We start from the raw sequence: 25,590 nt of genomic DNA, 5'->3' as shown, positions 1-25,590 counted from the left end.
GGTTTACTCTCCGCCTTTGCCGGCCGCAGGGGCCAACAATTGATGAAACGCCCGCACGAGGGTCGGTAAATCACAGGGCTTGCGAATCAACACAAACGGGGTCGCTAAGGCGCCCGACTGGGCCAGGCGCTCATCCGAATACCCGGTCAAGAGAGCGACTTTAATTCCTGGCCGGGTCGCGAGTACTTGCTCGGCCAGCCGGATCCCTTGGGCAAGATCTGCTGCCCCGGTCGCTTCTGCCGACACTTCTGGCGGGGTGAGTCCGACATCGGAGCACAGAAGATCGATCCGACCCTCAAAGGATTCAGCCAGCGCAAGGGCCTTTTCTGCCGTGGCCGCCGTCAGCACTTCAAACCCCTGGGCTCTGAGGCCCGCGCTCAGGATGAGCCGGAGACTGGGATGGTCATCGACGAGCAGAATCGTCGGTTTGGCATCCTCGACTAGTGGCGCCATCAGACCCTCCTCGCCTTTGTCGGCATTCCGCCGGGAAAAGTGAAGGCGCACGCGCCGTGCAGCTGTGACGGTGGACCAGCCCTGGAGCGGCTCGACCAAACAAGCCTGTTGCCTTACGTCTCGTACCCTCGGGCATGCAGACAGGCGGCATAGAGGACTTGATAGACCGAGTCCTGTCGTCCCCGCGGGTGCATGCCATATTTCATCAGTCTCGATGCAGTCGTCGGATGGACGGCTGCAAGCCGGCGTTGTTCGTACTCGGAGACCGTGTCGCGCTCGGCTCTGGCAAAAGCGTTGCACGCGAGGATGGCAGCCTGGGATGGAGGCGCTGAGGATCGGAGGGGATGGGTATGAGGGGCTGGTGAGTCAGCGCGCGACGTAATGGATTGCGGTGGGCTCAAGAACCGAGGCATCTCAGCGGGTATCTGCGATGCCGGGAAGGCGGCCACGATCACGATGACCAGGACGCTCTTCACCGCGTCGCTGAGACGTCGAGGAGGCAGCGGCACGCACGTATGGAGACGCGTCCGTCGCATGATGTTCTTTTTTAGACCGTCCAGTGCAGACATGTGAATCAACAACCAGGCATCACGCTTAAGGTAGCAGGGCTCGTACAACGGACAATAGGACAGAAGTCTTACGACCGCATCATGGAGCAGCCGATGACGACCCGTGGAGCCGCCAGGACAGGGGCGGATTGCCGAGCGAAAGCCCGGAGACCTGACGACGCGTGGGCCTATCCTGAACTCGATACATTTTCGTTGTCTCTTCGGTCGTTTCATTGTCCCACCCCGCCGTCGCCCAAGACGTATGGGCCAGTCATGCTCCATCTGCCCGAACAGCAGGCCTCGCTCATCGTCGACATCGCCGTGGTCCGATGGGCGGAGGAGGCCCATTTCGGGGTGGAGTTCATGACTCTGCCGATTTCCGAGCGCAACCAACTGAAACAGTACCTGGCCAAGCTCCGCGCTAGGCAGCCACTTCATCCTTAGAGGGGTGAACCTTTCTAGCCCTCGGTCAGACACCTTCCCTCTCCTTCCGGTCATCCTGGGGCTTTTCGGACTAGAGCCGTTTGCCGGCCAACATAGCCGGACGGCATCTAGGCGAACGGACGGCCACGTGCTTTACTTGAGCCTGGCATCACACCGTCAGCACGTGGGGAGGGCCTCATGAAGCCATGGCAAGCGGAACGGATTCACGACGAGTGGTTGGAGTCATCCGTCGGCCAAGCGTGCCTTCATGTCCTTGTCGAGCGAGAATGGACCGAGGAGGCAATCTTGACGCCACGCTATCGATGCCTGGCGTGCGGCGTCACCGCCTTGATCGTGGAAGAACATTTCAACGAACCCCATGAAGAACAGCCGCAGCAGGCGTCGCGGCGGGCGAGTTAATTGGTGTGCTCGCAGCACCTGCCTCCCCGTGAGGGCTTCGAGCCAACCCAAGACCCGGCCCTGAAACCGGGTTGCGGTCAGTGGTCCGTCTCAGCCGGCAAGGCGGGTAGAAGGATAGAGAGGGAGAGCCGGTTGGGCTGGCATGAGTATAGGCGGGTCGTGCCCTGCAGGGCTCGTACACGTTCCTGGAGACTCACAAGCGGAAGACGCACGTCATCATCGACAAGGTCAGTCCCCTCCCAATGAGAACGAATGGCAAGGGTCAGCATCTGATCACGCCCGTTGAGCTGAAGCATGACCCGGGCTCCATGAGCCTTCTCGGCCAGACAGGCGACCAGTTCCTGAACCGCACGGAAGAGACCGGTCCCGACTTCAGCCGAGAGGTTTTCGGGCACATTGTGATGCTGGAACGTGATCTGCAAAGAGCCCGAGCGCTGGAACTCTGCAAGCAACCACTCCAATGCCTCGACGAGACCGAGCTGCTGAAGCAGCGACGGGTGCAACTGATGGGCCGCCCGACCGATATCGGCGAGTAGCGCAGTCACCTGTGATCGGATCGCTCGAACTTTCGTGACGAGAGGATCGGGCGGTCCGCTGAGCTGCGGCTCGATGGCACTCAGCGCGAGCGCGATCCCCGCAAGTCTCTGATTCCAATCTTCGTTCAGCATCGCTGAGAGGCGGCGCTGATCCCCATCCCGCAGCGCCAGCAGCCGAGCGGTCAGCGCGCGGAGATCCTGGCGGCTCCTCTCCAGACGCAGCTTGTAGAGCGATAACGCGGCCTGTTGACGCTTTTGTTTCCGAAGGAGTTGGCTCAGGCGAACGGCTTTGGTGACGGAGGCGATGAGATGATCCACGTTGACCGGTTTCTGGATGAAGTCGAACGCGCCGGTGCGAAGTGCTTCCACCGCGAGGTCGTAGTTCCCGAACCCCGTCATGAGCAAGGTCGGCGTCTCGGGATTGATCTGCCGGATCCGGGATAACAGCACAAGACCATTTTCATCAGGGAGACGGATATCAGAGATCACGGCGTCATAGCGCGTCTCCGCTAGTCGCGCCAGGGCTGAAACGGCGTTTGCCGCCACTTCAACCCGCATATCCGGCAACCGCGCCTGTAACGACTGCACGAGGGTGTGGCGCATCAGCCGATCATCCTCGACGATCAAGACTCTCGCGACGCGGCGTCGTGTTCCAGATAGTTCCTGAGGGCGGTCAAGAACCATACCCTACTCGGTGCGGAGATGAAGAACGTGAGGAAAGCTGATCGACAGGTGGACTGGAAGCGGCGAATCGTTCCGCTCGCATCTGAGCCGAATCCCTTCTAGAACGATCCACACTCGAAATCAATCCTTTTCTGCTCACAATTTGGACTCGACGAATAGGGCCAAACGGACCAGGCTCGACATCCAGCCGGGAGCGGCGCGGCATAATGGCTGAGCTGTTGCGGTGCCGAGGGCCCGTAGAAGGTGAAGTCAAGCCCGACCGTCTTGACCTGGAACCAGCCTGCAAGTGGCCCTTCCGCCACAGTTTCCAGTCAGCGCAGTGAGGTGTGGTCTGCCCCCCGGGACGGTAAGCATTCCCCGGACAGGGCGTCACCGTCGCCCCTGATAGCCATCTCATGATTCCCGCTTTAAGAATTTACCCCAGACCCAGTCCCCATATTCCCGGGCCTTGGATTGCCGCTGGTCGCCGCTCGGTGGCGCATCCAAGGGGAAGGAGAGCACCATGCCGTGCCGAACATTCGCATCCCCCGCTCACGTCTCCACACCGCAGTGGCTGGCCATCCCGGCGCTTGCCGCCTTGCTTGTGCTGGGTACTCACGTCAGTGCGCTGGCCGGTCCACCGACCGACGCGGTGAAAGGCACGAGCGAGAAGGTGGTGCGACTCCTCAACGACGAAGCGTTGAAGCTGCCCGAACGGGCAAACGAGCGACGCCAACGCCTGGTCGAGATCGTCGCGGAGCGGTTCAACTACGAAGAGATGTGCCGCCGGTCGCTCGGGGAGCAGTGGTTGAAACTCAAAGAGGCCGAGAAGCAAGAATTCATCGCGTTGTTTCAAATGTTGTTAGCGAAGTCGTACGCCACCAAGGTCGAGGGGTATGCCGGAGAGAAGGTCCAGTATCTCGGCGAACGGTTAGCCAACGGCTACGCCGAGGTGCGGGCGAGAATCAGCTCGGCCAAGCAAGAGCTGCTGGTGGACTTTCGGTTGGTGGACCGTGCGGGTGATTGGCTGGTATACGATATCGTGGTGGACGGCATCAGCTTGGTCAGCAGCTATCGCGGCCAATTTGCTCGAATGCTTCGACTCTGGTCCTATGGCGATCTGGTGGAACGGATGCGCCAGACCGCCGATCTCCCCTTACAGGCCCGCGCCCAATGATTGCGCGGGGATCCAGCCCGACCGCCGCGCGGTCGGGCTGGCCGCCGCCTGTAGCCCCTCCCGGAGCCTCACTCCGATGAACTGGCCAACTGTTTGAGCGTGGTCACCCGATTGTTGTCGTCGACCTCCGCCTTGATCCGGTCACCGGCCTTGAAGTCACAATTGCCCACTCGGAATCCTGACCCTCTGGCCGTCTCGTCCTGTCGCTGCCCCTGCGCCAACTGGCGCTCGCTGGCTTCCGGAGCCTGCTCCTTCGGCGACAGCCGCTCGCTGGACAGGGTCTCCGACCGGCCGGCGCCGCTCTCCGAACCCGCCTTGGCCGGACCGGCGCATACGAGATTCGTGTCCGCGTTGACGCGCAAGCTCACCCGCTCGCCCTCGGTCGAGCGGATGTCGTAGTTCGAGCCGTCGATCGTCAGGATCTCCCCCTCGATCAAGTGCGGAATCCGGGGCAGGGTTTCCGAGGACTCTACCTTGGATGCATCCCGCTGCTTGTGGGTGTCCTCCATGTCCGAGACCGATCCCGGTACGGGGACGCCCATGGCGTTTCCTTCCTGCCCCATTTGCTTCTCGAAGCGCTCCTGCGCCCGTGACGCATCGGCTGCGTACACCGCCGGTGCCATCAGGAGACTCAATCCAACCACTGCCACTAGTTTGGTGCTCGTCACCTTCATCATAGACCTCCCTGCTGGTGGTTCTGCGAGCCCTCCCTCTTGAGGCTCGGTTCGCCGTGCTAAATGCCACGATCTCGTACGGGTCCATTCGCCATACTCAGACCCCGACCTTACGGGCCTGGTCGATTTCAGGAATGAACACCGTCCGGGCAAGTGCAGCGGTGACTATCTGACTCTTTACGCAAAGACTGCGCCTGCGCACCCACACACAGGGCGTCATCAGCGACCACCCGTCTCTCGCTAAGGCGGGAGAGAATCGACGGGCCGACCACTGAGAATTGGTGGCGGCGAAACGAGTGAGCCTGTTCCGTGAGAAGAAACGAGCAAGGTGTCCGGGGCTTGGACAGGCCGTCCGACGCCTCCAGGCAGAAGCCGACATGATCAAAGGCGTTCAGCGCACGAAATCAGGCTTAAGGCGCTCTCCACGTACTGGGTCCAAGGGATGATGGACTGAGAGACGAAAACAGGGGATCCGAATGGCTTCGGATCCCCTGTCGGCGCCGACGCGCTCGCACACGCCGAGTCTCACGCACCTGGAGCGCCTTCGGCGCCTGGGAGACCCGGTTGCTGCTTCAACAGTGTCATCGACCACACGTACCCATCCGGGGTAACGTAGGCTTCCACATAGTCACCCTCGAGAAAACTTCCGCTGCGATTGGTGGTGCCAATTCTGGTGCGGCCGTCAAACCTCAAACGGATCTCTTTTTGCGACTCATCCTTCAACACAACCCAGTTCTGTTCGGATCCCAGGGGCGGCCATTGAAGAACCTGGCCCCTGATGACCTTACAGCCTTCGCACAGATTCTGCGGAGGCGCCGCTTTGGCGGTCTGCTCTCCTTCACCAATCGCACGCGGATCTCGCAGATCGCCAGGCGCCTCGGCGCTCCCCGGCTTCATCATTTCAGCCTGTTGCCGGGCGGCAGCCTTCTCGCCAGGCGTCGCCCCCTCGGACGGAGGGATCATCTGTCCGCTCATCCGTTGCTGCGAGAGCGTGTCGCGCCGGCCGATTTGTTTGATGTAGAGAACGGTGCCGAGGTCGGAGACCTCTGCCCGGACTTTGTCCCCCACCTTGAAGGCACAGCCGGTCTTCGGACCGATCGTGAAGCCCGAGCCTAAAGCGACGTCACCCCCGGACTCCTTTCCCAGAGCAGAACGCGGCTGGGTGCCCGACTGATCGCCGATCCGTTCTCCGCTCATCCCACTGCTCGCAGATTGCTGCCCTTCACCGCCGCCCTTCTGCGCCTCACGCTGCTGCTCCACGATTTGCTGCCCGAGCTGTTCCTGTCTCTGCGCGTCCTGCGCGCTCCGCGTGCTCCCTTGCTCAGCCCCGCTCATTTGCTCCTGCATGTGCGCGGTCGGCGGAATCTCTTGCTGCTCGTCGCGCTGCCGGCCGGTGGACATCGTCGCCCCCTGCGTGGTCGGCATGGCGCAATCGATATTGGTGTCTTTGTTGAGGCGAAGCCGCACTTCGCCGCCGGTCGAATCCTTGATGATGTAGTCCTCGCCTGAGACCCTGAGGACCTCACCTTCCACGACCGGGCGAGCGCCACCAATGGTGACCTGTACGTCTTGCTCAATCGTCGACTCCGGAATCTGCCCTTTGCCTTTAATGGTCTCCTGCTCCGAAAACCCCTCACCTTTGTTCCCTGCGCGGCCGAATTCGGAAGGCTGGTCCTTCGCGCTCCCTCGCGGCTGGTTGTCGGCCGCGAATGCCATGCCTGGTCCGAGGGCGCTGGCCAACACCAGTACCACTCCTGCAGAGACTGCACGTTTCATCATCATGTCTTGTCCTCCTTTACCTACCCGGGAGACCGCTCTACTCATGCCGTCGTCGTAGTCTGACCGACGGCATTCAAGGCCGAGTCATCCCCCGCCCTGTCGAAGATTGGGCTTGAGCGGCTCACCGCCCATGTGCTCGAAGTCCTGGGACTTCGATTTGCCGCCGAGATTCGGCGCGCCTTGCTTGAGCTGGTCTTTCGTCGCCTGAAGAATCAGGCCCGTCTCGCTCTCTTTGAAATAGCCGAGCGGGATCGGCATCGGATACATCGAGTCGGAGAGCTTCAGCATCGCATAGTGCTCCTGCCCACTCTTGGTATCGACCATCACGTGATCGATCGTTCCGAGCGTTTCGCCCTGCGGATTCTTGACCTCCTTGTTGTTCCAAGGATGGTCGTCCGCGTTCTTCAGCGACTTCGGATTCACCGGCGGAATCGTGTATTCGCCCGGTGTACTCGTCATGCCCGCATCCGGCGGCACGAGAGCGCCTTGCTCGCTTTCAACGGCCGCGAGCGCCGTACCGACAAACCCCGCTACGGTCAGCGACAGCACCGCTCCCATCAGTCTGACGTTTGTCATCGTGACCTCCTTGGTCTGGCGATTCAGAGATCCTCCACACGATCCTAATGGTCGCAAACACTGGGCCCAAACTGGCGTTTACACGTTTGGGAAAACGCCGGAGATCCGGTGGGTTATCGATAGCTACTGAGGCCTGAACAGCTCGAGGATCTCGGCCCAAAGGCGTTCTGTCACGATGAGGCGAGCAGATGGTAGCAGGGCTACCGATTTCCAAGTAGATCGGTAACCTGTACAAGCTGTCCGAACCGGACAGCCCGTCCAATGCGATCAGGCGGTGGAGGACATGCGTTTGGGATGCTGCGAGGACGAGCCAGGGGCTAGGATCGGTCGGAGATGGAACAGGCAAATAGAGCGGGGTCGCCAGGGGGCAACCGGCTTGAAAGCGAGCATGACCCGGTAGGGCTCAATTCTCTTCCATGAACAGGATCACCCCGTCCGTCAACCTATCCGGCTGGCATAGTAGAGAACACTTCACACGGCACATCACAGACCTCCCCCTCCGATTGATGACGGGCACCACGACCTCCCGCCGCCCCTCATCGTTCAGCACGGCACGGATGGGCGCGGCGAGGTCCGGGACCTCGATGTCCAGGCTCAGAAAGGCCTTTCCTTTCACCTCGTCGAAACGAAGGCCGCAGATGTCTTCCGCTTCGTGGTTCCAGTGCAGCACGTTCAGCCGATGGTCGAGGACCACGACGCCGATGCGCAGGCTCGCCAGGATCGACTCTTCAAACCGATGGACGCGTTCCAACTCGTCGGTCCGTTCGCGCAACTCGGTATTCGCCGTCCGGAGTGCATCGTTCGCAGCCTGCAAGTCCTCATTCACTATCTCCAATTCCTCGTTGGTGGAGTGTAATTCCTCGTTCGTCGCCTCCAGCCCTTCGACGCTCGACAGCAGCGTTTCGTTGGTGGCCAGCAACCCCTCGTTGGCCGACTGCAGCTCTTCCTTGACGGTATCCAACTCTTGGCCCACGCGCTGCAGCTCGATCCGGAGCTTCCGCACCGAGGACGTATCCTGGAAGGTGATGCTGGCCCCCAACAGGACATCGCTCGGATCGGTCAATGGGACGATCAGGATCTCGTATTCAGTCGCAGGACCACCCGAGTGCGGCCATTCGACGTTCTGGAGCCGGATAGGGCACCGCCCCCGATAGGCGTCTTCGATGGGGCGGCGGAGGTCGACCGGGCGGGAGGAGAGCTGCAGGTCTCGGAACGCCCGCCTGAGGTCGCGTGCCCGAACACCCAACGACGACCGCGCGGCGGCGTTGGCGAGGACGAGCGCGCCCTCCATATCCACCGCGAGGTGCGCGATGGGGACCGATTCGAGTACGCGTGCCTGGATATCCGATGGAGTCGGCGACACCTGTCCAGTCCTCACTCTGGCTTGGCTTACGAACCGCAGTTCACCCGGACTCAGTGTGGTAAGCTCACACGGCGACCGGCGGGATCGAGTGGTCGGCGCCCGGCCGAGCCTCAGGCTCGGCGGTAGACAGATTCAGGCGAGCCGGAACGTAGGCCGAGCCGAGCCAAGAACGCCGTGTTCCGGTCGATGACGACCTTGGTGGCGGCATGGCAGGCCATGACCATCGGGATCGCCCGGGCGATCGCTTGCCGGTGCTGCTCGATCTGCCGGAGTGTGTGCCCCAAGCGGACGGCCTGCTGAAGAATCCGGAGGAACTGGCGCCGGTCGAACGGCTTGGCAAGAAAGGCATAACAGCCGGCCTGTTTCGCCCTCTGCGCACCATCGAAGCACCCGCTGATGATCACGACCGGAACGTACGGTCTGTACTTGCGAATCTCTTGGATGAACGCAGTACCGTCGACCTTGGGCATCCTCAAATCCGTGATGACGACATCGTAGGCCTGTTCATAGAGGCGTTTCACCGCGTCTTCTACCCAGAGGCAGCTCTCTACTTGCGCCTCCGGCATCGAGAAATGAACGACGCTCGGAAGGATTTCGAGCAGGCCAGGATCATCGTCGACAATGAGGATACGGGCAGTAGCGTCGCTCATGACGGCATCCGGCTGATAGCGCTACTCTAGGTCAGGACCGGCGCCACCTCAACACTTTTTTCTGTCAATCGACTGGACTTGTTTCGATGAACTTGCATACACTAGGCCACGCCGCCGAACAGACGGACCGTCTCGGAGCCGTGATCACACAAACGGTATAATTCAGCGAACTTCAAGCGCTATACCGCCTGCGGAGAGGTGGCCGAGTGGCCGAAGGCAACGGTTTGCTAAACCGTCACAGGGCCAAAAGCCCTGTCGCGGGTTCAAATCCCGCCCTCTCCGCCAAAAAGACAGTGCTGAGTGATGAGTGCTGAGTGCTGAGTGGAAGACAAGAGCAAAGAGACCGAGGGCGGGATTTGAACGGGGGTGGTCCTGCTCTTCCAGTGGTGAGCGATGAGTGCTGAGTGGAGGACAAGAGAGAAGGGAGCGCCTCGATCCTTCACCATAACGAACACTTAGACACCAACTTCTGATCTTCGATCGCCAGGTCCAACTTGCCGGCCGCGTACGTGTGGCTGAGACCCACCACCTGATCCATACTGTTGCGTAATCCTCCCGCTGGTACAGTATGACGAACCGGCTGCTATTCCACCACTTCGCCTTGTACTACTGGCCGATGCAGGTGCGCGGTTCTGCATTGGTCGTTGACGACGACGAGGTCTTGCTCCAGGCCTTGCCGGACACGCTCCAATTTCGGTTTCCCTCCGTGCTCGTCGAAACCTGCGCAAGTGCCGAAGCCGCAATCAATCGGCTTCACCAACGTCCTTTCAGCGTCGTCCTGACCGATCTCGTGCTCCCCGGTCAATCGGGGCTGGCACTCTTATCCGAGGCCCGAAAGGTCCGCCCCAACACCCCCGTCATCGTGCTGAGCGGACGGGCGGAACAGCGTCTCGCCGAACAGGCCATGCACGATGGCGCCTTCGATGTGCTGTGGAAGCCGGTGGAGCGGGAAGAGCTCGTCTTCTCGTTCAAGTGCGCCATGATGGTCTTCCGCCTTCGCGAGAAGCTTTCCAAGTCCGAGGCGACCGCTGAACGACTTCAGCGGTTCATCGCGGAGGCCTCCCGACAGGGCGAACGGGAACGCCACTCGGCTCTCTTGGAGCAGACCCTCCACAGTGCTCGGCAGAGCTATACGCTTTCCGAGCGGGCGCTCGAAGGGATCAAGACGCGGCTCAAGTACCGGGAATCGCTCCGCGCCCGCTACGAAGCCCAGCTTGCGGAATGGCTGAAGCGGGCGCGGATGAGAGCCGAGGCGCGAGCAGCACAGGGTGACCACTCACGACGCGAGAGTCGACGGCACGAGACTCGAGAACTGCGCGCGTGACGCCAAGCGAGTCGACCCACCTTCTCGTCCGCCGTCCACCAGAATCCCGAGACGCGAGCGACCCGTTGTCGGCATGCCTGATTCCTGCCTTACGGACTTTCGGCTATTTTCCTGCGAGCCGCGTCGTGCTATGTCGGTCTCATGGGGTTGCCGGCAGTGGTACTCGTATGGGTCGTCGCGTTCCTCAGTGCAGCGACCGTCTTTGCCAATCCCGTTCAGGACGAGAATCAACGGCCGGGCAGTCGAGACTGGACGCTGTCGAAGCCGGCCGTGAATCGTGAAATCGAAGGCTATGCCTCGGCGACGAGCATCGAACGCGGACAACCGATTGCGCTGTTCGTCCATACGCAGGAACCCTCGTATCGGATCGACCTCTATCGCATGGGGTGGTACGGCGGTGCCGGGGCCCGGCTGATGGCCGGCGGCATCGTCCGACGAGGCGTCGTGCAACCGATGCCGACGCCGGATCCGCTGACCGGCATGGTCGAATGCGACTGGACGGATCCGTATGTCTTCGAGACCTCGGATCCCCATGATCCCTCGGCCTGGCGGAGCGGCATCTACTTGGCCAAGCTCACGGCGTCGAGCAGCGGGGCGCAGAGCTATCTCATCTTCGTGGTGCGTGAGGACAGCCGGCGCGCCGATTTGCTCTTCCAGTCCAGCGTGATGACGTACCAGGCTTACAACAATTGGGGCGGCAAGTCGCTGTACGACTTCAACAGCGTCGGAGGCCGGGCCCGCAAGGTCTCCTTCAACCGGCCGTACGCCGCGAGCAGCAACCCGGCGGCGGCATCGGGCATGGGGGCCGGCGAATTCCTCACCAATCTTGCGGTCCCGGCGCACGATCCGTCGCCGCCGGCCGGGTGGGAATACAACATGGTCCGGTGGCTGGAGCGGGAAGGCTACGACGTGACCTACAGCACCAACGTCGACACGCATCGCGATCCGCATCTGCTCGACGGGCGCAAAGCCTGGCTTTCCATCGGACATGATGAATACTGGACGTGGGAAGCGCGGGCCCACGTCACCCACGCCCGCGAGCAAGGCGTCGGCCTGGGGTTTTTTTCCGCCAACACCTGTTACTGGCAGGTGCGACTCGAGCCGAGCCCTGTGACGGGTACGCCCGACCGGATCATCGCCGCCTATAAGGACGACGCGCTCCGTGAGGATCCGCTCGCCTTGGACGACGACCCCTCGAACGATCACCTCATCACCGGGCGCTGGCGAGAGCCGCCGCTCGATCGGCCGGAAGAAGCGCTGATCGGCGTCATGTACGACGGCAACCCCACCGATCGGGACATGATCATCACGAATCCTGCTCACTGGGCCTATGCGGGAACGGGGGTACGGTCCGGGGATCGCCTGCCCCGCTTGTTGGGTTATGAAGCCGACCGCGTGTTCGGTCTAGGCCCGCCCACGGTGGAGGTGCTGACCGAATCCCTGTATTGGTACGAAGGCGGGCTCCACGTGGCGAACACGACGACCTACACCACGGGACGTGGAAACGTCGTCTTCGCGGCAGGGACGATCCAGTGGAGTTGGGGCCTGGACGACTATCATGCTCCGACCCTGCGGTCCTCAATCGTGAGCGAAACCGCTCGGCAGGTGACGCGCAATGTCCTGGCCCGGTTGGTGGGAGATCGGCCTCCCAGCGCGCGCTGGCGGGCGATCGGAACCGATCGTTCGGTGACGCTCGTCTTCGACGGCCGGGATTCGTTCGACCCCGACGGCGACGTGCGCGAGTATCGCTGGGCCTTCGGGGATGGAGGGACCGGCCTGGGGGCCGTCACCTCGCACACGTTTGCCGCTCCGGGGAGCTATCGGGTGACGTTGACCGTCCACGACGACCTCGGCGCCGCCGGAGAATCGGCTCAGATGGTGCTCATCACGTCGGATGGACGGTAAGCCCATACATGACGGTGGCCTCGCGTACGGCTGTCGCCCTGCCGGGAAAGGAGACCTATGAGGATCGCTCAGGTGGCTCACCTCGCGGAAAGCATTCCTCCCAGACAATACGGCGGGACCGAGCGGGTCGTCTCGTATCTGACCGAAGAGCTGGTCAAGCTGGGGTATGACGTGACTCTGTTCGCGAGCGGCGATTCCACGACCGCCGCCCGGCTGGTGCCGGTCTGCTCGCGCGCCGTCCGCCAAATGGGCCAGGTCAATCGGGACGCCCTGTTGGTCCGGTTGCTCGAGGAGGTGTTCCGATCCGCCGGTGAGTTCGACGTGATCCATTCCCATTTGGACTTCCTGGGCTTTCCGCTCATCCGTCGATGCGCGGTTCCGGTCCTGACCACGCTGCACGGCCGGCTGGATCTCCCCGAGCTGGCGCCCGTCTATCGCGAGTTCAGCGAAGTGCCATTGGCCTCGATCTCCGATTCCCAACGACTCCCCTTCCCCTGGGCCAACTGGCAGGCGACCGTCCCCCACGGGCTCCCCGTGGAGCTCTACCGTTTCCACCCGGCCGGGAGCGGCTATCTGGCGTTCCTCGGGCGGATCTCCCCCGAGAAATCCCCGGATGTCGCCATCCGGCTGGCGAAGCGCCTTCAGCGGCCCTTGCGGATGGCCGCGAAGGTGGACCCGGTCGATCAGGCGTATTTCGAGGAGATCATCGAGCCGTTGCTGGAGGATCCGTTGGTCGAGTATGTCGGCGAGATCACGGACGCCGAGAAGGAGGATTTCCTCGGGGAGGCCGCAGCCGTGCTCTGTCCGTATCAGCCGGAGCCGTTCGGGCTCGTGCTCATCGAAGCGCTCGCCTGCGGCACGCCCGTGATCACCTACCGTCACGGCTCGTTCCCGGAAATCATCGATGACGGCGTGACCGGGTTCCTGTGCGACGACGAGGAGGCGATGCTGGCCGCGGTCGAACGAATCGGCAAGATCGACCGCGCCGCCTGTCGCCGCGCGTTCGAGTCTCGCTTCACCGCCGAGCGTATGGCCCGCGACTACGCACGCCTCTATCATCACCTCTGCGCGAGTGACGGCGTCTACGGGGAGCGTCGCGAGCGCCACCCGGAGGGCGGACCGCAGGTATGGTGGTCCTGATCCGGCCCCCAACGGCCGTCGGACCGGAGGCGGCCCGAATTGTGATCGACGCGGTTCGGCGCAAGCCGGACCTCTGTCTGGGCCTCGCGACCGGGCGGACCACACAGGACCTCTATGCGGCGTTGGTGCGGCTCTCCCAGCAGGACGGCGCCGACTGGACCAACGTCTGCATTTTCAGCCTCGACGACTATGTCGACCTTCCCATCGCCCATCCCCAGCGCTTCAGCGCGGTCCTGCGGCGTGAGTTCCTCGACCGGATCGCCATTCGCCCCGCACAGGTGCACGTCCTCGACCTGAGCGGTCAGGACGACCTCACCGAGCTCTGCGCCGCGTACGAGCAACGTATCCATGACGCAGGCGGGATCGATCTCCAGATCTTGGGGATCGGACGGAACGGACACATCGGGTTCAACGAGCCGGGGTCGAGCCTCGGCTCGCGGACCCGGCCGGTGTTGCTGGCGGATGAGACACGTGAAGACAACAGCGCGTTCTTCGAGAGCCCCGACCTCGTCCCGCGATGGGCGGTGACGATGGGGATCGGGACCATCCTCGCGGCCAAGCGGATTCTGCTGCTCGCGACGGGGCCGGCCAAGGCCGAGGCCGTGGCGCGGGCGCTGGAGGGACCGATCACCGCCTCGCTACCCGCATCCGCCTTGCAGCTCCATCCCTCGGTCACCGTCGTGCTCGACGAGGCCGCGGGAGCCGCTCTGCTCCGGAAGGGTTACTACGCCCAGGCGGCCCTCGGCCCCATCCCCTCCCCGACGGGGCATTGATCCGCGACGGGCACGCTTTCTCTCCGCAGTTGATCGCGCTCAGTGATTCCGCTATCTTCTCCCGCACAAGCGAGGACACGATGCAAAAACGCACGACGGCACGACTGAAACGAGGGCTCTTTGTCGATCGGGACATCGAACGGATCACCGAGCTGCTCACGCGATTCAAACCCTTTCTCTCCCGGCGTCCGGCTCCAGGCTCTTTGGCGGCGTTCGACGAGGCGGCCGAGCGACTCTTGGGCGACGTGTTCGGGGAGGCCTCGGAATTGCTCGAGGCGTATGAGTATGCCAAGACCGGCGAAGCGGCCGGGCTCGTCAATCTGCCCGAGGAGGCGCAAGAAGGCGGCGCGCAGGATCTGCAGCGCGAAAGCCTCCAGCAACGGAAGCGGGTGCTAGAAAGCGCGATCGCTGAACTGGAGCGCCATCGCGGCGGGAACGTCAAGAAGTCTCGGAAAGGGAAGCTCGTGCGGGTGGCGGATTACATGTCATCCGACGTGCGAAGCATCAGGGCCGATGCCACGCTGAAAGAAGCGGGCCGGCTCCTGCAAAAGCTCAAGGTCGGCTCGCTGCTGGTCGATGACGGCCGCCGCTACATCGGGATCATCACAGATACCGACTTGAGCCGGAAAGCGGTTGCACGGGGCCTCGACCCGAACACGACGCTCGTCAAGACCTGCATGAGCAAGCCGATCATCTCGATCGAAGACGACGAACCGTTGGATGCGGCGGTGGCCCTGATGAAGGACAACGGCGTCCGCCACCTCGCCGTCACCGAGGATCGCACCATCATCGGCGTGCTCTCCGTATCCGATCTCCTTCGGTATTATGCGGGCAACGCGCGCTAGAACCTTCGTGAGGTCCGTTGGGTCTGTTGAGTCCGTTAGGTCAGTTTAGTCCGTTATCACCGAACGGACACAACCGACTAAACGGTCCTAACGGGACGGAATCACCGCCCGGGCAAGAAAGGGATCTGAGGGATCTGCGTACCGGGGACGGTAGGCACGCTTTGCTGAAGCGAACTGGAGGGAGCGAGCGGCGCAGGTGGGGCCTGGAACGTCGAGGGTTGCGACGGTGGGAGCGACGGAGCGACCGGCGCAATGAACTGAGTGCTCGGAAAACCGCTCTCGGGAGTCCGCTGTAGAATCCCGCTCTGACCATTGCTGTCGCGGAAGCGACGAAAGCCACCGGGCAGCGTCTCGATCGATCCCGCGCCGGTGTTGGGAAACGTCCCGATCGCGTCAGACCCGCTCGCAGGCTGGGCCACCGCCGGCGATGGCGCCAGCCACCCGAGCCACAGTAGGACGCTCACGACCATCAGGGACATGCCAGTATCCTAGCGCCGGTCGATCAGAGAACACAGTCGGACGCCGTCCGACGAGGAATCAGGCCGACAGGCTTGACCGCCCGGCGCAAAGCCTAGTATAAGGTCCCGTACTCCCGCCCTTTCATCTTCACGTCCGCGCCCGTAGCTCAATGGATAGAGCATCAGACTACGGATCTGGGGGTTGCAGGTTCAAGTCCTGCCGGGCGCACCAAAAGTTCGGCAACAATACGACTGCTTGAGAGACTCGCCTTGATCTAGGCCTCTTGCTTTGTCTGGCTAGACGGCGCACACTAGGTCCGCTCACCGACGCCCACCAACCAGCCCTTCTTCGCTCGGTTGATGTTCGCCGACAAGCAGTCCTCTCCAAAGGGTTGCTATGGCAGACGAACGTCAGCAGCCGAGAAGGCTTCTCATCATTGATGACGCCCCTGCTCTCTTGGAAGCTCTTTCGGGATGCCTGCAGTTCCGAGTACCGGGCTGCGAGATCGAAACCTGCTCGTCGGCGCAGGAAGCCCTGACCCGCCTGATACGAGAACGTTACGACTTGATCTTGACCGATTTGAAAATGCCCGGTATGGACGGCCTAGCCTTCCTCGACGAGGTGAAAGAGCTCTGTCCTGGAACCTCGGTTGCGCTCATGACCGGCCATGGCCGTGGACCCGTGAAAGAAGCGGCAGAGCATAAGGGGGCTATTGCGTATGTTGAGAAACCATTTGATCGGGAAGACTTCACCGCTCCGTTGTGCGGTTGCTTGAGCCTCCTTTAAGCCTCGGCTTAACCCGCTTTTTCTACGACGCTGAGACCAGTCCTATTTCTTCTTACTCTTCAACATCGTCTCAACCAGGCCGTTGACGGCCTTCGTCAGCTCTTAAGTGTCCGGGTAGTACGGCTCGCGGATCGTCGTGATCGAAGAGATTCTCGTCGTGCAGTTTTCTGTTAGCTGTGCCGGCTTTCTCTAGCGCAACCTGCCTTCCGCCTGCGTGGCTACGTCAATGACTTTGCCCTGATCATCGATCAACAATACGACCGGCTCACCTTGGGGCAACGCCGCAAACTTGTCCACCATCAGAGGCCGGACTTCATACGCATCCTCACCGCCTTCGTTCGTCCGAATGACCACCTGATTCTTCATCGGTGATCCAGCGATCGTGCCTTCCACCCGACGCTGGGCACCCTTGATCGGGGATTTCTTCGCCGATTCGTCTCCCCGCTTCACTGCCCCCGGCGCAAACGTCACGTCGACGATCCTGTTCGTTTCGTCCATCAAGAACAGGGCCGGGGTGCCAATGGGTATGGACCCGACCTTGCTACGCGCCTGCGAACGCACCTCATATTCCTCCTCATTCCCGGTCTCAGTGCGGATGACCGCGTGCGCATGTCCGATGGTGAGTGGTTGAGTCATCCGTCCCTTGATCAGCCGGTGTTGAACGCTCGGGGCGGGTTGCCCGGCGGCATCCAGCAGGTGGTAATCGACAAGCAAGTTCTGATCGTTCACCGTGATGATCAGGTGGTCGCCCGTTTTCGGTTCTGGCCCCCCTTTCTCCCTTCCCGCCCTGATGGGAATGAACCGCGGTTGGACGTCGCCCGTATCGACCTGTATCTGATCGCCTTTGACGTCTTGCACGATTCCCAGCACCGCTCGGTTGCCCTGCAGGAACATTTGCTCCCCTTCCGTTGCCGCCGCCAGGGTGACGGTCACAGTCGGCAGGGTGAGTGCCAACAGAAACAGCGTTTGTAGCCGCGTCATATTGCCTCCTATTCGGTCCTTGCCACCGGACTGGATTCTTGAATCCCGAGGAATTGATCAGTCGCCTGCCCGCTTCGCATCAGTTTCCACCTCCTTCTTAACATACGCGCAACGGAGCCTCATGAGGACAAGGCAGCCGGAAAAGGATGATGAGATTTTAGACTACGTACACGGTTGCGATTCAGCGGCGTTCGGTGGGTCGGACGCGAGAGGACGAGACGTGGTTAACCTATGAGCCTCTACCCAGACATCTCCTACCGTTCCCATCCGCCGCTTCTATTGCAGGGCATGGGGCGTCTACCCCAGGATGAAACTGAAAGGAGGGAACCATGAGGAAACAACTCGCGATGTTGGCAACAGCGACTCTGTTGGGCGCTGGATCAGTGGCGGGGGCCGAGTCGTACAGGCCTTCCGACGAATCACTCCAGCCGGGCATGAGCATGGCCGAACGCCAGGATGCCACGCAAGACGCGGAGAACAGCGAGACCGTCACAGCCGAGATCGTGGACATCGACGGGGACCGCCTGATTACGGAAACGGACGAAGGGGAACACCTGGTCTTTCTCGTCGAAGGCTCGGCTGACGACTTCAACGTCGGTGATGAGTTGGAGTTGAAGCTCGACGATCAGGCCAAGAGAGCGGTGATCCTCAATGTGAGACCACAGCAGGACGAAGACAAAGCTGAGTCTTAGCTGGGAACACTCTCCTCTTTTCAAGGGTAGGTCTTTCTCACACCAGACCTACCCTTTCTTTTTGCCGAACGAGCGATTGCCGGTGAAGGTTAGAGTGTCCTCGCACGGTCTTTGTTCTCCAGCTTCTCGGCGGCGAAGGTAAGTCAAGCTCGGGTCTTCCGAATGGCGCTGTCAACATCGACTTCTGACGCCACGTCAAACATCTCCAGTTCGGCTTCGCTGAAATACCTGCTCTAGCGCCCGCCTCGGCAAACAACACGCCTGAACGCCGGCTGGAGTCCGAGTCGTTCCTTATGAATAAAAGGTCAAAGGGGCGCGATGGCCGTTAGCATCAATCTGCCGCTTTTGACTTCCGAACACTCTGCCTCCTATGATCCTCGGTATGGCGTCCGAGCAATACTCCAAGGAGATCGTGGTCTCGGGATGCAAGGTGAAGCTGCTAATTCGAGAAGAGCCGTCCGGCCGATGGGTCGTCGAAGGCACCGTGTATTGCGGAGCGGGTGAGAACACGAGGGCCAGATCGTTCAGCACCGCTCCATCCGCCAGTCGAGAAGAGGCCGAAGTGATGGCACTGAACAAGGCCGGTGAGATTCTCGGCGGCAAGACCTAGCCCTCTCTCCTCTTTTCAGGGGTTAGGTCTCGTCTAGGGGCCTACCATTTCTTCTTTTCGTCCTCGGCACGACGCCTCACGGCACCTTGCTACCGCCGTTGCATCAGTATCCTCTCATGAGGGCCGGTGAGTACGGATTATGTCCCATTCGCGACGTTGCAAAATTCTTCTGTTCCAGGATATGCCTCTAGCGAGCAAGGAGGCATCATGATGGCCAACATGACCGAGATTGCCCCGGATGTCTTTCGGATTTCCTCGAAGGGGTGCATGGCGGTGTAAATCTGAACGGCGGGACCAAAGAGCGTGAAGCTGCCACTGTGTACTGAACACATCGAGCTGTGCTTGTGTGGCTGACGCCTGCTTTGTATGGCGCCTGATAGGCCCCCACAGGGGTAACGTGTACAGTCAGGGCAGGGCTGAACTGATTCTAGAGACGGCTTCAGCGACGTGACCGGGCGCAAGCTCAGACATGAAGATGAGGCAGTGCTAGGAACCCAGTTCAGCCTGTTTGTTTTCTGACCTTCGCCACAACTTCGATCCACGATCGGGCTGAACCAGATTGGTGTGCGCCGGAGACTAGCACGGAGGACGGCTATGAACATCGGGACAGGCCTCCGCTCGGTCCTGGCTCTGCTGGCGATCACGACCGTTGGCTGTATGACACAGCCGACGCTGGATGCGACCAAGGCGCCGTTTCGCGCATCGACGCGTCTGAGCGAAGCGCCGACTCGGGCCTCCAGCGAGCTGACAAACGGGACCACTGATGCGACCAGAGAGCTGACGCGACCGACGACCGAGACGACCTCCCCCCGATCATGGTTTTCGCAAGACGGCATTGTGAAGCCGGAATACAAGCTCACCGCATTCGCTGCATTCAACGTCGAACGTCTGCGTGAGGACATTGCAAGGGGTGAAGGAGAATATGTGACCTCCCTTGCGGTGCTCATGGACATACCGACTCATCAGAAGGGCTCCTATGCGAGCGCCTTACAAGGCCGGTATCAAGAGATATTCGCTGAGAGCCGGCCAGGGGTGCATTCGCTTCTCCAGGCGCTGTCGCCCTGATGTGAAGCCCTGCTGTGAACCGGACCGCACCACGCATTGTTGCTGCACGCATTGTTGCTGATTGATTACAGCGCCGGAGCCGTCCTAGAATTCCTCCATGCAGCCTGTCGTACCTCTCTTGCTAACCTTGGCCTTCGTACTGACTCAGCTCCCAACGGAAATCCATGCTACTGATGTCGACGAGGGACAGACGTGGAGTTTGGACGAGGCAATAAGCCTGGGCGGTCGGGTGCTGAACGACGCGGTTGAACGCGGGATAGCAGCGATTCAAGACCGGCTGGACATCGAAGCCGTCACGGGACCGGGCCGACGGGAAGGTGAGACGTCGACCAGGCTACGGCTGAAGGTGTTCCCCAAAGGCAAGGCCCAGCCAAACGAGCGCGTCGAGGCTGAATCGCTCTTCAACTACTCCCTCGATCCTGAAGCGCCCCATTTCAGCTTTGAGTTTCGCCTCGTCCCGCGTCAACCAGCCCGTTTTTCGGACGACTACCTGTAATCCTCAGCCTCGACCTAGCCCAGGGTCTTTAAAATCTCATCGACCCATTGCACTCAGGTCCTGCCCGGAAACCTACCCCACTCGACCTCGGACCGAGGCAGGTGCGCATGAGGGATACCGCGTAAGCAAAGACCGGTCAGCATCGCCGACTGTGGCGTTGTAGTGTGAAGTCGACGGGTCGTTGTGGCGACGTCGATGGAGATGACGTCCACGGGTTGTGCTCCGTGACCAGATCGTACTGGGTGATCTATGGGAAAGACCGCCTCGACGCTCATCCATCGGATGCTGTTCGCTTCCGACTTTACCGCGTGCTCCGCCTACGCAGAGCCGTACGCTTTTTCCATGGCGAAGCAGTTTGATGCCGAGTTTGACGCTCTCTATGCTGCGTCTCCTGAGGCGAGGCCCTCGACCGAATTAGACGAGGAGCAAGTCATACATGAACTTGCGGGCTTGGTAAGCCGGGCTGCGGCCCACGGGGTGGTGGCTCATGCGCTTCCAGGGACGGGGCATTCCGCAACGGAGGTTGTCCAGACCGTAACGGCGGTTCACGCGGATATGGTCGCACTCGGAACGCGCGCCTCGGGTTTCATCGAGCAGGTGAGATCGGAGCCCCTGGCTGAGGCAATCATTCGGGACGCTCCGTGTCCGGTTCTCACCGTCTGCCTGCCCCAGGGCGACCCGAGAAGAGGACTCCGACGTGATCATGAGGAGCAACGCTTGAATCGCGTTCTCATTCCTCTGGACTTCTCCGACTGCTCACAGTATGCGCTGCTGTATGGAATCCAAATGGCGAAGGAACTTGGGCTTGAGGTCACCTTGCTCCATGTATTGGATTGGGCGTGGATCGGGCTTCACACGAAGCTCAGCACCCTCACGGCCGTGGAGAGAGTCCGAGAACTTGTCGAAGGAGCCGTTGCGAAGACTGTTCAGGATCTCCATGTGCAGGGAGTGCGGGCACGATACCTGATTAAGGACGGGGCGCCAATCGACATCATTCTTGAGACATCGCGCGACACGGATTGTTCCATGCTCGTGATAGGAACACACGGCCATCACGGGCTTAAACGTCTCGTCCTCGGAAGCGTGGCGCGGGCGGCGGTCGCAGCCGCGGCATGCCCCGTGCTGACAATCAACCCGCATGCATGCAGATCATCGGCGGTATTTTCGAAGCCGTTTCTGCTCCGCGGTGTTTTCGAGTAGATCGCACTCCTGCCCCTCGGTCCCTCCGCAATCACCAGACGTCAGGGAGTTGTACCGCCACGGAGCCCGAACGGATGAAGCTCACCGACCACAAAGTCGGCCGGCTGCGTTCGCCGTACTGAGGGAAGAGCGAGGCCCAGGCCCATCGGAAGAGCTACTGCCCGGTCTTTAGCCTTAGCCTCTCACAGAGCCGGTCGATGTACCTCGCAATCAACTCACGTTCGCGCTCCGTGAGCGGCGCATTCATTTCGCCCCTGTGGACCAACATGTCGCAAGACGCAACAAAACTCGCCACTTCCCTTCTGATCAGTTCGTCAACCATGCTGGCTGTCCTCTCATACCCTCAGCTAACAATCTCCGACGGCGCTACCACAGCCAGTCGTTACTCTGCTCGCTGTAGGTACTGTTGGACATGAAGAGGCTGTAGACCTTGGTGAGGTGGTGGTTCTCGGCTGTCAGAAGTTGCCTGTATCTCGATGGGGTACAGCTCCAAATTGGCCGCTATACGGCGACCATAATCCATCGGAAGGGATATGACCCTTGGTGAGCGTGCTCCCGTTAAACCCAGTCAGGAAGCGTCAAATATGTAGGAGGAAGATCTACACCGCAAGCCTTTTCCTTCTGTCTGTCGTTCGCTGCACCTTGTGCTATAGCTACAGAGGACCATGCTAAGAGAGAGAGAGACGAGCCCAAACGTTCATGGACGGCACGTCCAGAACCTCGCGGACACTGCCGAGTTATTTCGGCTCCTCGTTAGTCGAGTGAGAGATTACGCGATCTTCGCGCTCGACCCCGATGGTTATGTCGTCACCTGGAACGTCGGGGCTCAGGTGCTCAAAGGCTATCGGGCAGATGAGATTATCGGGCGGCACTTCCAATGTTTTTATACCGAGGCGGATCGGCAGGGAAACAGACCGCAGAAGCTTCTAGCACAAGCGAGGCAGGACGGACGCGTGGAAGATGAGGGATGGCGTGTCCGTAAGGATGGCCGTCTATTTTGGGCCGATGTCGTCATCACAGCCCTGTATGATGAAGAGGGAAAGCTTCGCGGCTATGCCAAGATCACCCGAGACTTGACCGAGCGTCGGCAAGCGGAAGAGGCTCTCAGCCAGGCAAAACGCGAATTAGAGCGCCGAGTCTTGGATCGAACCACGGAACTCGAACGGGCTAACGCGGCTCTCCAGGAACGACTTGCCGAACTGGAACAATTTCACGATGTGGTGGTGGGTCGGGAATTGAAACTGATCGACCTGGAGCATGAGGTGCAAGAGTTACGGCGAGAGAACAACCGGCTCAAGGCGATGCCTAGACCGGATTGACCGAATCCCTGCACGCGAGCGCCACCGGCTCATCGACATACCGCGCGATTTGAAAGTGAGAGCCGCACTCCGCCTCTCCGGCACGTGAAGCGCGTTTCAGAAGTTTGCAGCTCGGCCTTAAAACCATTCTCCCCGAAAGCTTCGAAGGTAACCGGCCATCAGACGCGCAAGAGCGCGTTCCAACTCGTCAGAGCCGGAGCAGAAGGGACACGTGAACCCGAAGTTGCCCGCCCGGCCGCCGCAGAAGGGGCACCGCGCGAAGGACACGGGCTCGAAGACCTCTTCGATCGGAGAAAAGGACCTGGTGAGGGGCTCGGGCCCCCTGAAGCGCGGCCGACGGGGGGAGCGCACGAGTGGCTCGGGTTCGACGGACCGGGTTGGTCGCGGGCGATCGGCCTGGGCATCGTATCGCTTCCGCTTGTCGGGATCCGAGAGGACCTCGTATGCCTCCTGGATCTCCTGAAACTTCCGGGTTCCTTGATCGCCGGCCCGGTCAGGATGATACTGCTTGGCCAACCTCCGGTACGCCTCGTGGATGCCTTGCAGACTTTCCGTGCTGCTGACACCCAGCGCGGCATAGTAGTCTTTCACGGGCCCCATCCGGTCGTCCATACCGAAAGCCTACATCCCTCTGCCCCCCGTGTCTAGGTCAAGACAACACGCACGCCGAGCGAGGTCTACGCAACTCTGATCTCGACCGATTTGGGTCGCGCCTTTTCCGATTTCGGCAGATGGATGGTCAGGACTCCGTTCGTGAATTCAGCCGTCACCTTTTGCTCATCGACCGAGTCCGGCACCCGAAAGCTCCGGGCAAAACTGCCATACGCCCGCTCGATCCGATGATAGCGTGTGCCCTTTTCTTCCTTCTCCTGCGGTCGATGGCCGGAGATCGTCAGCACCCCGTCCTCGACGGACAGTTTCACATCTTTTTTCTCGACGCCCGGCAGCTCGGCTCGAATCTGAAATTCACCGTCCATCTCCATCACGTCGACAGCCGGCGCCCACTCGGGTAGGGCCATCGACTCGTCTTGTCCTCCACCGGGCCAGCTTCGGCCCGTCAGGAGGCGATTGAGCCGGTCCGACATGTTTTCCAATTCACGGAAGGCATCTTGTCCGATCTTGGGCCGCATGAGATCCATGGCGACTCCTCCTTGTAGGCGGGTGACCGATCCGAAGACACGGGCCAGTGTCTCGGTTAGTAATAACGCTGTTGGCATTGTCAAGAGGGGGCTGGGCGCCTACGGACCCGACGGACCCGAGGCGCCCGCCTTAACCCGTTGCACACGGCGAAGTTGCAGGGGGAGCAGAGACCGGGTCAGCGCGAAGCCGGGCGAGAGGGGGAGTCCCGCTTCGCGAAGCGCCTGTGCGGCGAATTGGTGGCACGTGAAAGCCTACCTCTAAAAGGTGGGGCGACTCGCTGTGGCGTGCAAGAGCGGATGCTCCAGTCACTGCGAAGTCCTTATGGAGTCCTGCTCCGCGATCAGTAATTCGGCGAGGCCCGCACTGGCCTGTCTGCGGTAATACTCGTCGTCGGTACCCGGAAACGTTATGAATACCGACCGATAGAGGCGCTTTGCCTGCTGCGGGGCGGATTTTGTCACGTGCTGCGCCGCGCGTAAAAGGCACGAGGCGGCGAGCGACCTGGGATCAACCGCCAGTCTGCTTGGCTGTGGCGACAAGACTCCGCTGAGCAGATTCAATGACCCCATACGTTCGTGCTCCTCTAAATGAACGAGCGCTTGGGTCAGAAGGAGTGTGTCCACCAAAACTTGGCCCGGATCCGTGCTGGCTTGGCAATGCTTGTACGTCTGCCACAGCTCGATCACATCGACCTTGCCGGGGATGGCACTGTTCGGCAGTCTTGCCCACTGACAAGCACTCAAGGTGATGCTGATGACCGCTAACACCCACCATCGGCACAGGGATTTCACGGAACCACCCCATCGACACGCGTTTACAATACTGCCCAACAGAGGCCCTCCGCCGTCTCTTCCTGGCCTCCTCGCCCAAACCCGAGATGCGAGCGGGCATCCAGCAGCAGTGGTTGGTGGTTCAGTTGCCACCACCCACGTCGGGGAAGCATGTGGCCGACGGTACATGGCGGAGCCACGCGCACGCTTCGCCGCTGGCCACGTTGCTTCCAGGCCGATTGAGAGTCGTGCTCTTTTGCCAGAGCTCTGTCGCCCGATGGATGGCTTCCGCGCTCCCAAAGGCCACATCGACGATCTGATCCAACTCATCAAGGAGAAAGACCGCGTCTATACCAAGAGGGATAGATGCGACCTTGCTCCGTGCAAGCGGTCGAATGAAGTGCGACTCTTGCTGCCCGCTCCGAGCGTTCTGGATCACAGCCTTCTGCTGTCCTACGGCGAGCGGTTCGACCAGCCGGCCGTGCACGATGAGATGATGGCTCGATTCTCCCACCGCATGAGCATCGACGAGCAGATTTTGATCGTTGACCGTGATCTCGACGCGATCGCCCTTCTTGAGCGGCGGCAGGCCCTTGGCCCTGCGCACGTTCATCGGGATGTAACGCGGCTCCACTTCTCCCGTCGTAATTCGTGCCTGGTCCCCGGCAATCTCCTCGACTGTTCCCAGGAGAACCCGGTCACCGGGGAGCAGCTGCGCAGGCGCGCCCGGGACATCGGCGTCTGTGGCAGCGACGGCCGGCGAAAGCACGTACAATGACAGCACAAGTACTGGAGCAAAAATAGAGATCCTCATCGCTTCTCC

Annotated in this window: 28 protein-coding genes and 2 tRNA genes; 17 read left to right on the top strand and 13 right to left on the bottom strand. The window is 61.1% G+C overall.

The window, feature by feature from the left end; genetic code table 11:
• Positions 1-3: 3 nt before the first annotated feature.
• The gene (locus tag ACWHYV_RS11905) at positions 4-453 is read right to left on the bottom strand and encodes a response regulator (protein WP_447976713.1); all 450 of its coding nucleotides are present in this window, start codon (positions 451-453) and stop codon (positions 4-6) included.
• 821 nt (positions 454-1,274) lie between these two features.
• Between ACWHYV_RS11905 and ACWHYV_RS11900 the strand changes: the two genes are divergently transcribed.
• Together ACWHYV_RS11900 and ACWHYV_RS11895 are read left to right on the top strand one after the other, a co-directional pair.
• Positions 1,275-1,445, top strand: a complete 171-nt coding sequence (locus ACWHYV_RS11900) for a hypothetical protein (protein WP_447976712.1) — start codon at positions 1,275-1,277, stop codon at positions 1,443-1,445.
• A 177-nt stretch (positions 1,446-1,622) separates the two neighbouring features.
• Positions 1,623-1,844 (top strand): hypothetical protein, encoded by a 222-nt coding sequence (locus tag ACWHYV_RS11895; protein ID WP_447976711.1) that lies wholly within the window; start codon positions 1,623-1,625, stop codon positions 1,842-1,844.
• Between the two features lie 77 nt (positions 1,845-1,921).
• Here ACWHYV_RS11895 and ACWHYV_RS11890 read toward each other — a convergent pair whose 3' ends face one another.
• Complete coding sequence (locus ACWHYV_RS11890; RefSeq protein WP_447976710.1) at positions 1,922-2,983, bottom strand: ATP-binding response regulator; 1,062 nt, start codon at positions 2,981-2,983, stop codon at positions 1,922-1,924.
• Positions 2,984-3,566: 583 nt separating this feature from the next.
• Here ACWHYV_RS11890 and ACWHYV_RS11885 point away from each other — a divergent pair.
• The gene (locus ACWHYV_RS11885) at positions 3,567-4,220 is read left to right on the top strand and encodes an MlaC/ttg2D family ABC transporter substrate-binding protein (RefSeq protein ID WP_447976709.1); all 654 of its coding nucleotides are present in this window, start codon (positions 3,567-3,569) and stop codon (positions 4,218-4,220) included.
• Between the two features lie 68 nt (positions 4,221-4,288).
• Here the strand turns inward: ACWHYV_RS11885 and ACWHYV_RS11880 are convergent, their stop codons facing one another.
• The 5 genes from ACWHYV_RS11880 to ACWHYV_RS11860 all read right to left on the bottom strand — a co-directional run bounded on the left by ACWHYV_RS11880 (position 4,289) and on the right by ACWHYV_RS11860 (position 9,262).
• The gene (locus ACWHYV_RS11880; RefSeq protein ID WP_447976708.1) at positions 4,289-4,843 is read right to left on the bottom strand and encodes a hypothetical protein; all 555 of its coding nucleotides are present in this window, start codon (positions 4,841-4,843) and stop codon (positions 4,289-4,291) included.
• 576 nt (positions 4,844-5,419) lie between these two features.
• Entirely contained in the window at positions 5,420-6,676 is a 1,257-nt protein-coding gene (locus ACWHYV_RS11875; RefSeq protein WP_447976707.1) for a hypothetical protein, read from the bottom strand.
• A gap of 81 nt (positions 6,677-6,757) precedes the next feature.
• Complete coding sequence (locus ACWHYV_RS11870) at positions 6,758-7,249, bottom strand: PRC-barrel domain-containing protein (RefSeq protein WP_447976706.1); 492 nt, start codon at positions 7,247-7,249, stop codon at positions 6,758-6,760.
• 403 nt (positions 7,250-7,652) lie between these two features.
• Positions 7,653-8,612 (bottom strand): PAS domain-containing protein, encoded by a 960-nt coding sequence (locus ACWHYV_RS11865; protein WP_447976705.1) that lies wholly within the window; start codon positions 8,610-8,612, stop codon positions 7,653-7,655.
• 110 nt (positions 8,613-8,722) lie between these two features.
• Positions 8,723-9,262: a response regulator gene (locus ACWHYV_RS11860; RefSeq protein WP_447976704.1), complete on the bottom strand. Its 540-nt coding sequence runs from the start codon at positions 9,260-9,262 to the stop codon at positions 8,723-8,725.
• A gap of 192 nt (positions 9,263-9,454) precedes the next feature.
• On the opposite strand from ACWHYV_RS11860, the gene ACWHYV_RS11855 reads away from it, so the two are divergent.
• From ACWHYV_RS11855 to ACWHYV_RS11830, 6 genes are all read left to right on the top strand, one after another.
• A tRNA-Ser gene (locus ACWHYV_RS11855) sits at positions 9,455-9,547 on the top strand.
• A gap of 283 nt (positions 9,548-9,830) precedes the next feature.
• Complete coding sequence (locus ACWHYV_RS11850; RefSeq protein ID WP_447976703.1) at positions 9,831-10,586, top strand: response regulator; 756 nt, start codon at positions 9,831-9,833, stop codon at positions 10,584-10,586.
• 141 nt (positions 10,587-10,727) lie between these two features.
• Entirely contained in the window at positions 10,728-12,491 is a 1,764-nt protein-coding gene (locus ACWHYV_RS11845) for a N,N-dimethylformamidase beta subunit family domain-containing protein (protein WP_447976702.1), read from the top strand.
• A gap of 57 nt (positions 12,492-12,548) precedes the next feature.
• Positions 12,549-13,631 carry a glycosyltransferase family 4 protein gene (locus ACWHYV_RS11840; protein ID WP_447976701.1) on the top strand — a complete coding sequence of 361 codons (1,083 nt, stop codon included), beginning with the start codon at positions 12,549-12,551 and terminating at the stop codon, positions 13,629-13,631.
• A complete protein-coding gene (locus ACWHYV_RS11835; RefSeq protein ID WP_447976700.1) occupies positions 13,619-14,404 on the top strand; it encodes a glucosamine-6-phosphate deaminase in 786 nt (261 codons plus the stop codon). Before ACWHYV_RS11840 ends, ACWHYV_RS11835 begins: the two co-directional genes overlap by 13 nt.
• An 80-nt stretch (positions 14,405-14,484) precedes the next feature.
• Complete coding sequence (locus ACWHYV_RS11830; RefSeq protein ID WP_447976699.1) at positions 14,485-15,249, top strand: CBS domain-containing protein; 765 nt, start codon at positions 14,485-14,487, stop codon at positions 15,247-15,249.
• A gap of 101 nt (positions 15,250-15,350) precedes the next feature.
• Here ACWHYV_RS11830 and ACWHYV_RS11825 read toward each other — a convergent pair whose 3' ends face one another.
• Complete coding sequence (locus ACWHYV_RS11825) at positions 15,351-15,728, bottom strand: hypothetical protein (protein ID WP_447976698.1); 378 nt, start codon at positions 15,726-15,728, stop codon at positions 15,351-15,353.
• A 135-nt stretch (positions 15,729-15,863) separates the two neighbouring features.
• Here ACWHYV_RS11825 and ACWHYV_RS11820 point away from each other — a divergent pair.
• Positions 15,864-15,939: transfer RNA gene (locus ACWHYV_RS11820), tRNA-Arg, on the top strand.
• A 165-nt stretch (positions 15,940-16,104) separates the two neighbouring features.
• A complete protein-coding gene (locus tag ACWHYV_RS11815; RefSeq protein WP_447976697.1) occupies positions 16,105-16,494 on the top strand; it encodes a response regulator in 390 nt (129 codons plus the stop codon).
• A gap of 189 nt (positions 16,495-16,683) precedes the next feature.
• Here ACWHYV_RS11815 and ACWHYV_RS11810 read toward each other — a convergent pair whose 3' ends face one another.
• A complete protein-coding gene (locus ACWHYV_RS11810) occupies positions 16,684-17,475 on the bottom strand; it encodes a hypothetical protein (RefSeq protein WP_447976696.1) in 792 nt (263 codons plus the stop codon).
• A gap of 329 nt (positions 17,476-17,804) precedes the next feature.
• Here ACWHYV_RS11810 and ACWHYV_RS11805 point away from each other — a divergent pair, with 329 nt between their 5' ends.
• From ACWHYV_RS11805 to ACWHYV_RS11780, 6 genes are all read left to right on the top strand, one after another.
• A complete protein-coding gene (locus tag ACWHYV_RS11805) occupies positions 17,805-18,167 on the top strand; it encodes a hypothetical protein (RefSeq protein WP_447976695.1) in 363 nt (120 codons plus the stop codon).
• A 382-nt stretch (positions 18,168-18,549) separates the two neighbouring features.
• Positions 18,550-18,777, top strand: coding sequence for a hypothetical protein (locus ACWHYV_RS11800; protein WP_447976694.1), 228 nt, complete (start codon positions 18,550-18,552; stop codon positions 18,775-18,777).
• A gap of 594 nt (positions 18,778-19,371) precedes the next feature.
• Positions 19,372-19,842 carry a DUF3015 family protein gene (locus ACWHYV_RS11795; RefSeq protein ID WP_447976693.1) on the top strand — a complete coding sequence of 157 codons (471 nt, stop codon included), beginning with the start codon at positions 19,372-19,374 and terminating at the stop codon, positions 19,840-19,842.
• A 199-nt stretch (positions 19,843-20,041) separates the two neighbouring features.
• A complete protein-coding gene (locus tag ACWHYV_RS11790; RefSeq protein ID WP_447976692.1) occupies positions 20,042-20,338 on the top strand; it encodes a hypothetical protein in 297 nt (98 codons plus the stop codon).
• A 249-nt stretch (positions 20,339-20,587) separates the two neighbouring features.
• Complete coding sequence (locus ACWHYV_RS11785) at positions 20,588-21,538, top strand: universal stress protein (protein WP_447976691.1); 951 nt, start codon at positions 20,588-20,590, stop codon at positions 21,536-21,538.
• Between the two features lie 761 nt (positions 21,539-22,299).
• On the top strand, positions 22,300-22,857 hold the full coding sequence (locus ACWHYV_RS11780) for a PAS domain-containing protein (RefSeq protein ID WP_447976690.1): 558 nt from the start codon (positions 22,300-22,302) through the stop codon (positions 22,855-22,857).
• Between the two features lie 117 nt (positions 22,858-22,974).
• Here ACWHYV_RS11780 and ACWHYV_RS11775 read toward each other — a convergent pair whose 3' ends face one another.
• The 4 genes from ACWHYV_RS11775 to ACWHYV_RS11760 all read right to left on the bottom strand — a co-directional run bounded on the left by ACWHYV_RS11775 (position 22,975) and on the right by ACWHYV_RS11760 (position 25,581).
• Positions 22,975-23,457, bottom strand: coding sequence for a DnaJ domain-containing protein (locus ACWHYV_RS11775; protein ID WP_447976689.1), 483 nt, complete (start codon positions 23,455-23,457; stop codon positions 22,975-22,977).
• Positions 23,458-23,534: 77 nt separating this feature from the next.
• Positions 23,535-23,996 (bottom strand): Hsp20/alpha crystallin family protein, encoded by a 462-nt coding sequence (locus ACWHYV_RS11770; protein WP_447976688.1) that lies wholly within the window; start codon positions 23,994-23,996, stop codon positions 23,535-23,537.
• Positions 23,997-24,302: 306 nt separating this feature from the next.
• Entirely contained in the window at positions 24,303-24,764 is a 462-nt protein-coding gene (locus tag ACWHYV_RS11765; RefSeq protein WP_447976687.1) for a hypothetical protein, read from the bottom strand.
• Between the two features lie 145 nt (positions 24,765-24,909).
• Entirely contained in the window at positions 24,910-25,581 is a 672-nt protein-coding gene (locus ACWHYV_RS11760) for a hypothetical protein (protein WP_447976686.1), read from the bottom strand.
• Positions 25,582-25,590: the final 9 nt, after the last annotated feature.

The sequence above is a fragment of the Candidatus Nitrospira bockiana genome (assembly GCF_965152565.1).
This window is presented reverse-complemented; position numbering and strand designations above follow the sequence as displayed.

Bases quoted from the DNA above. Each gene is read 5' to 3' on its own strand.
- ACWHYV_RS11875 (WP_447976707.1), bottom strand. From the start codon at position 6,676: ATGATGATGAAACGTGCAGTCTCTGCAGGAGTGGTACTGGTGTTGGCC.
- ACWHYV_RS11770 (WP_447976688.1), bottom strand. From the start codon at position 23,996: ATGGATCTCATGCGGCCCAAGATCGGACAAGATGCCTTCCGTGAATTG.
- ACWHYV_RS11860 (WP_447976704.1), bottom strand. From the start codon at position 9,262: ATGAGCGACGCTACTGCCCGTATCCTCATTGTCGACGATGATCCTGGC.
- ACWHYV_RS11845 (WP_447976702.1), top strand. From the start codon at position 10,728: ATGGGGTTGCCGGCAGTGGTACTCGTATGGGTCGTCGCGTTCCTCAGT.
- ACWHYV_RS11840 (WP_447976701.1), top strand. From the start codon at position 12,549: ATGAGGATCGCTCAGGTGGCTCACCTCGCGGAAAGCATTCCTCCCAGA.
- ACWHYV_RS11905 (WP_447976713.1), bottom strand. From the start codon at position 453: ATGGCGCCACTAGTCGAGGATGCCAAACCGACGATTCTGCTCGTCGAT.
- ACWHYV_RS11795 (WP_447976693.1), top strand. From the start codon at position 19,372: ATGAACATCGGGACAGGCCTCCGCTCGGTCCTGGCTCTGCTGGCGATC.
- ACWHYV_RS11825 (WP_447976698.1), bottom strand. From the start codon at position 15,728: ATGTCCCTGATGGTCGTGAGCGTCCTACTGTGGCTCGGGTGGCTGGCG.
- ACWHYV_RS11760 (WP_447976686.1), bottom strand. From the start codon at position 25,581: ATGAGGATCTCTATTTTTGCTCCAGTACTTGTGCTGTCATTGTACGTG.
- ACWHYV_RS11800 (WP_447976694.1), top strand. From the start codon at position 18,550: ATGGCGTCCGAGCAATACTCCAAGGAGATCGTGGTCTCGGGATGCAAG.
- ACWHYV_RS11785 (WP_447976691.1), top strand. From the start codon at position 20,588: ATGGGAAAGACCGCCTCGACGCTCATCCATCGGATGCTGTTCGCTTCC.
- ACWHYV_RS11880 (WP_447976708.1), bottom strand. From the start codon at position 4,843: ATGGCACCGGCGGTGTACGCAGCCGATGCGTCACGGGCGCAGGAGCGC.
- ACWHYV_RS11895 (WP_447976711.1), top strand. From the start codon at position 1,623: ATGAAGCCATGGCAAGCGGAACGGATTCACGACGAGTGGTTGGAGTCA.
- ACWHYV_RS11870 (WP_447976706.1), bottom strand. From the start codon at position 7,249: ATGACAAACGTCAGACTGATGGGAGCGGTGCTGTCGCTGACCGTAGCG.
- ACWHYV_RS11815 (WP_447976697.1), top strand. From the start codon at position 16,105: ATGGCAGACGAACGTCAGCAGCCGAGAAGGCTTCTCATCATTGATGAC.
- ACWHYV_RS11835 (WP_447976700.1), top strand. From the start codon at position 13,619: ATGGTGGTCCTGATCCGGCCCCCAACGGCCGTCGGACCGGAGGCGGCC.
- ACWHYV_RS11805 (WP_447976695.1), top strand. From the start codon at position 17,805: ATGAGGAAACAACTCGCGATGTTGGCAACAGCGACTCTGTTGGGCGCT.
- ACWHYV_RS11810 (WP_447976696.1), bottom strand. From the start codon at position 17,475: ATGACGCGGCTACAAACGCTGTTTCTGTTGGCACTCACCCTGCCGACT.
- ACWHYV_RS11830 (WP_447976699.1), top strand. From the start codon at position 14,485: ATGCAAAAACGCACGACGGCACGACTGAAACGAGGGCTCTTTGTCGAT.
- ACWHYV_RS11885 (WP_447976709.1), top strand. From the start codon at position 3,567: ATGCCGTGCCGAACATTCGCATCCCCCGCTCACGTCTCCACACCGCAG.
- ACWHYV_RS11890 (WP_447976710.1), bottom strand. From the start codon at position 2,983: ATGCGCCACACCCTCGTGCAGTCGTTACAGGCGCGGTTGCCGGATATG.
- ACWHYV_RS11900 (WP_447976712.1), top strand. From the start codon at position 1,275: ATGCTCCATCTGCCCGAACAGCAGGCCTCGCTCATCGTCGACATCGCC.
- ACWHYV_RS11775 (WP_447976689.1), bottom strand. From the start codon at position 23,457: ATGGGGCCCGTGAAAGACTACTATGCCGCGCTGGGTGTCAGCAGCACG.
- ACWHYV_RS11850 (WP_447976703.1), top strand. From the start codon at position 9,831: ATGACGAACCGGCTGCTATTCCACCACTTCGCCTTGTACTACTGGCCG.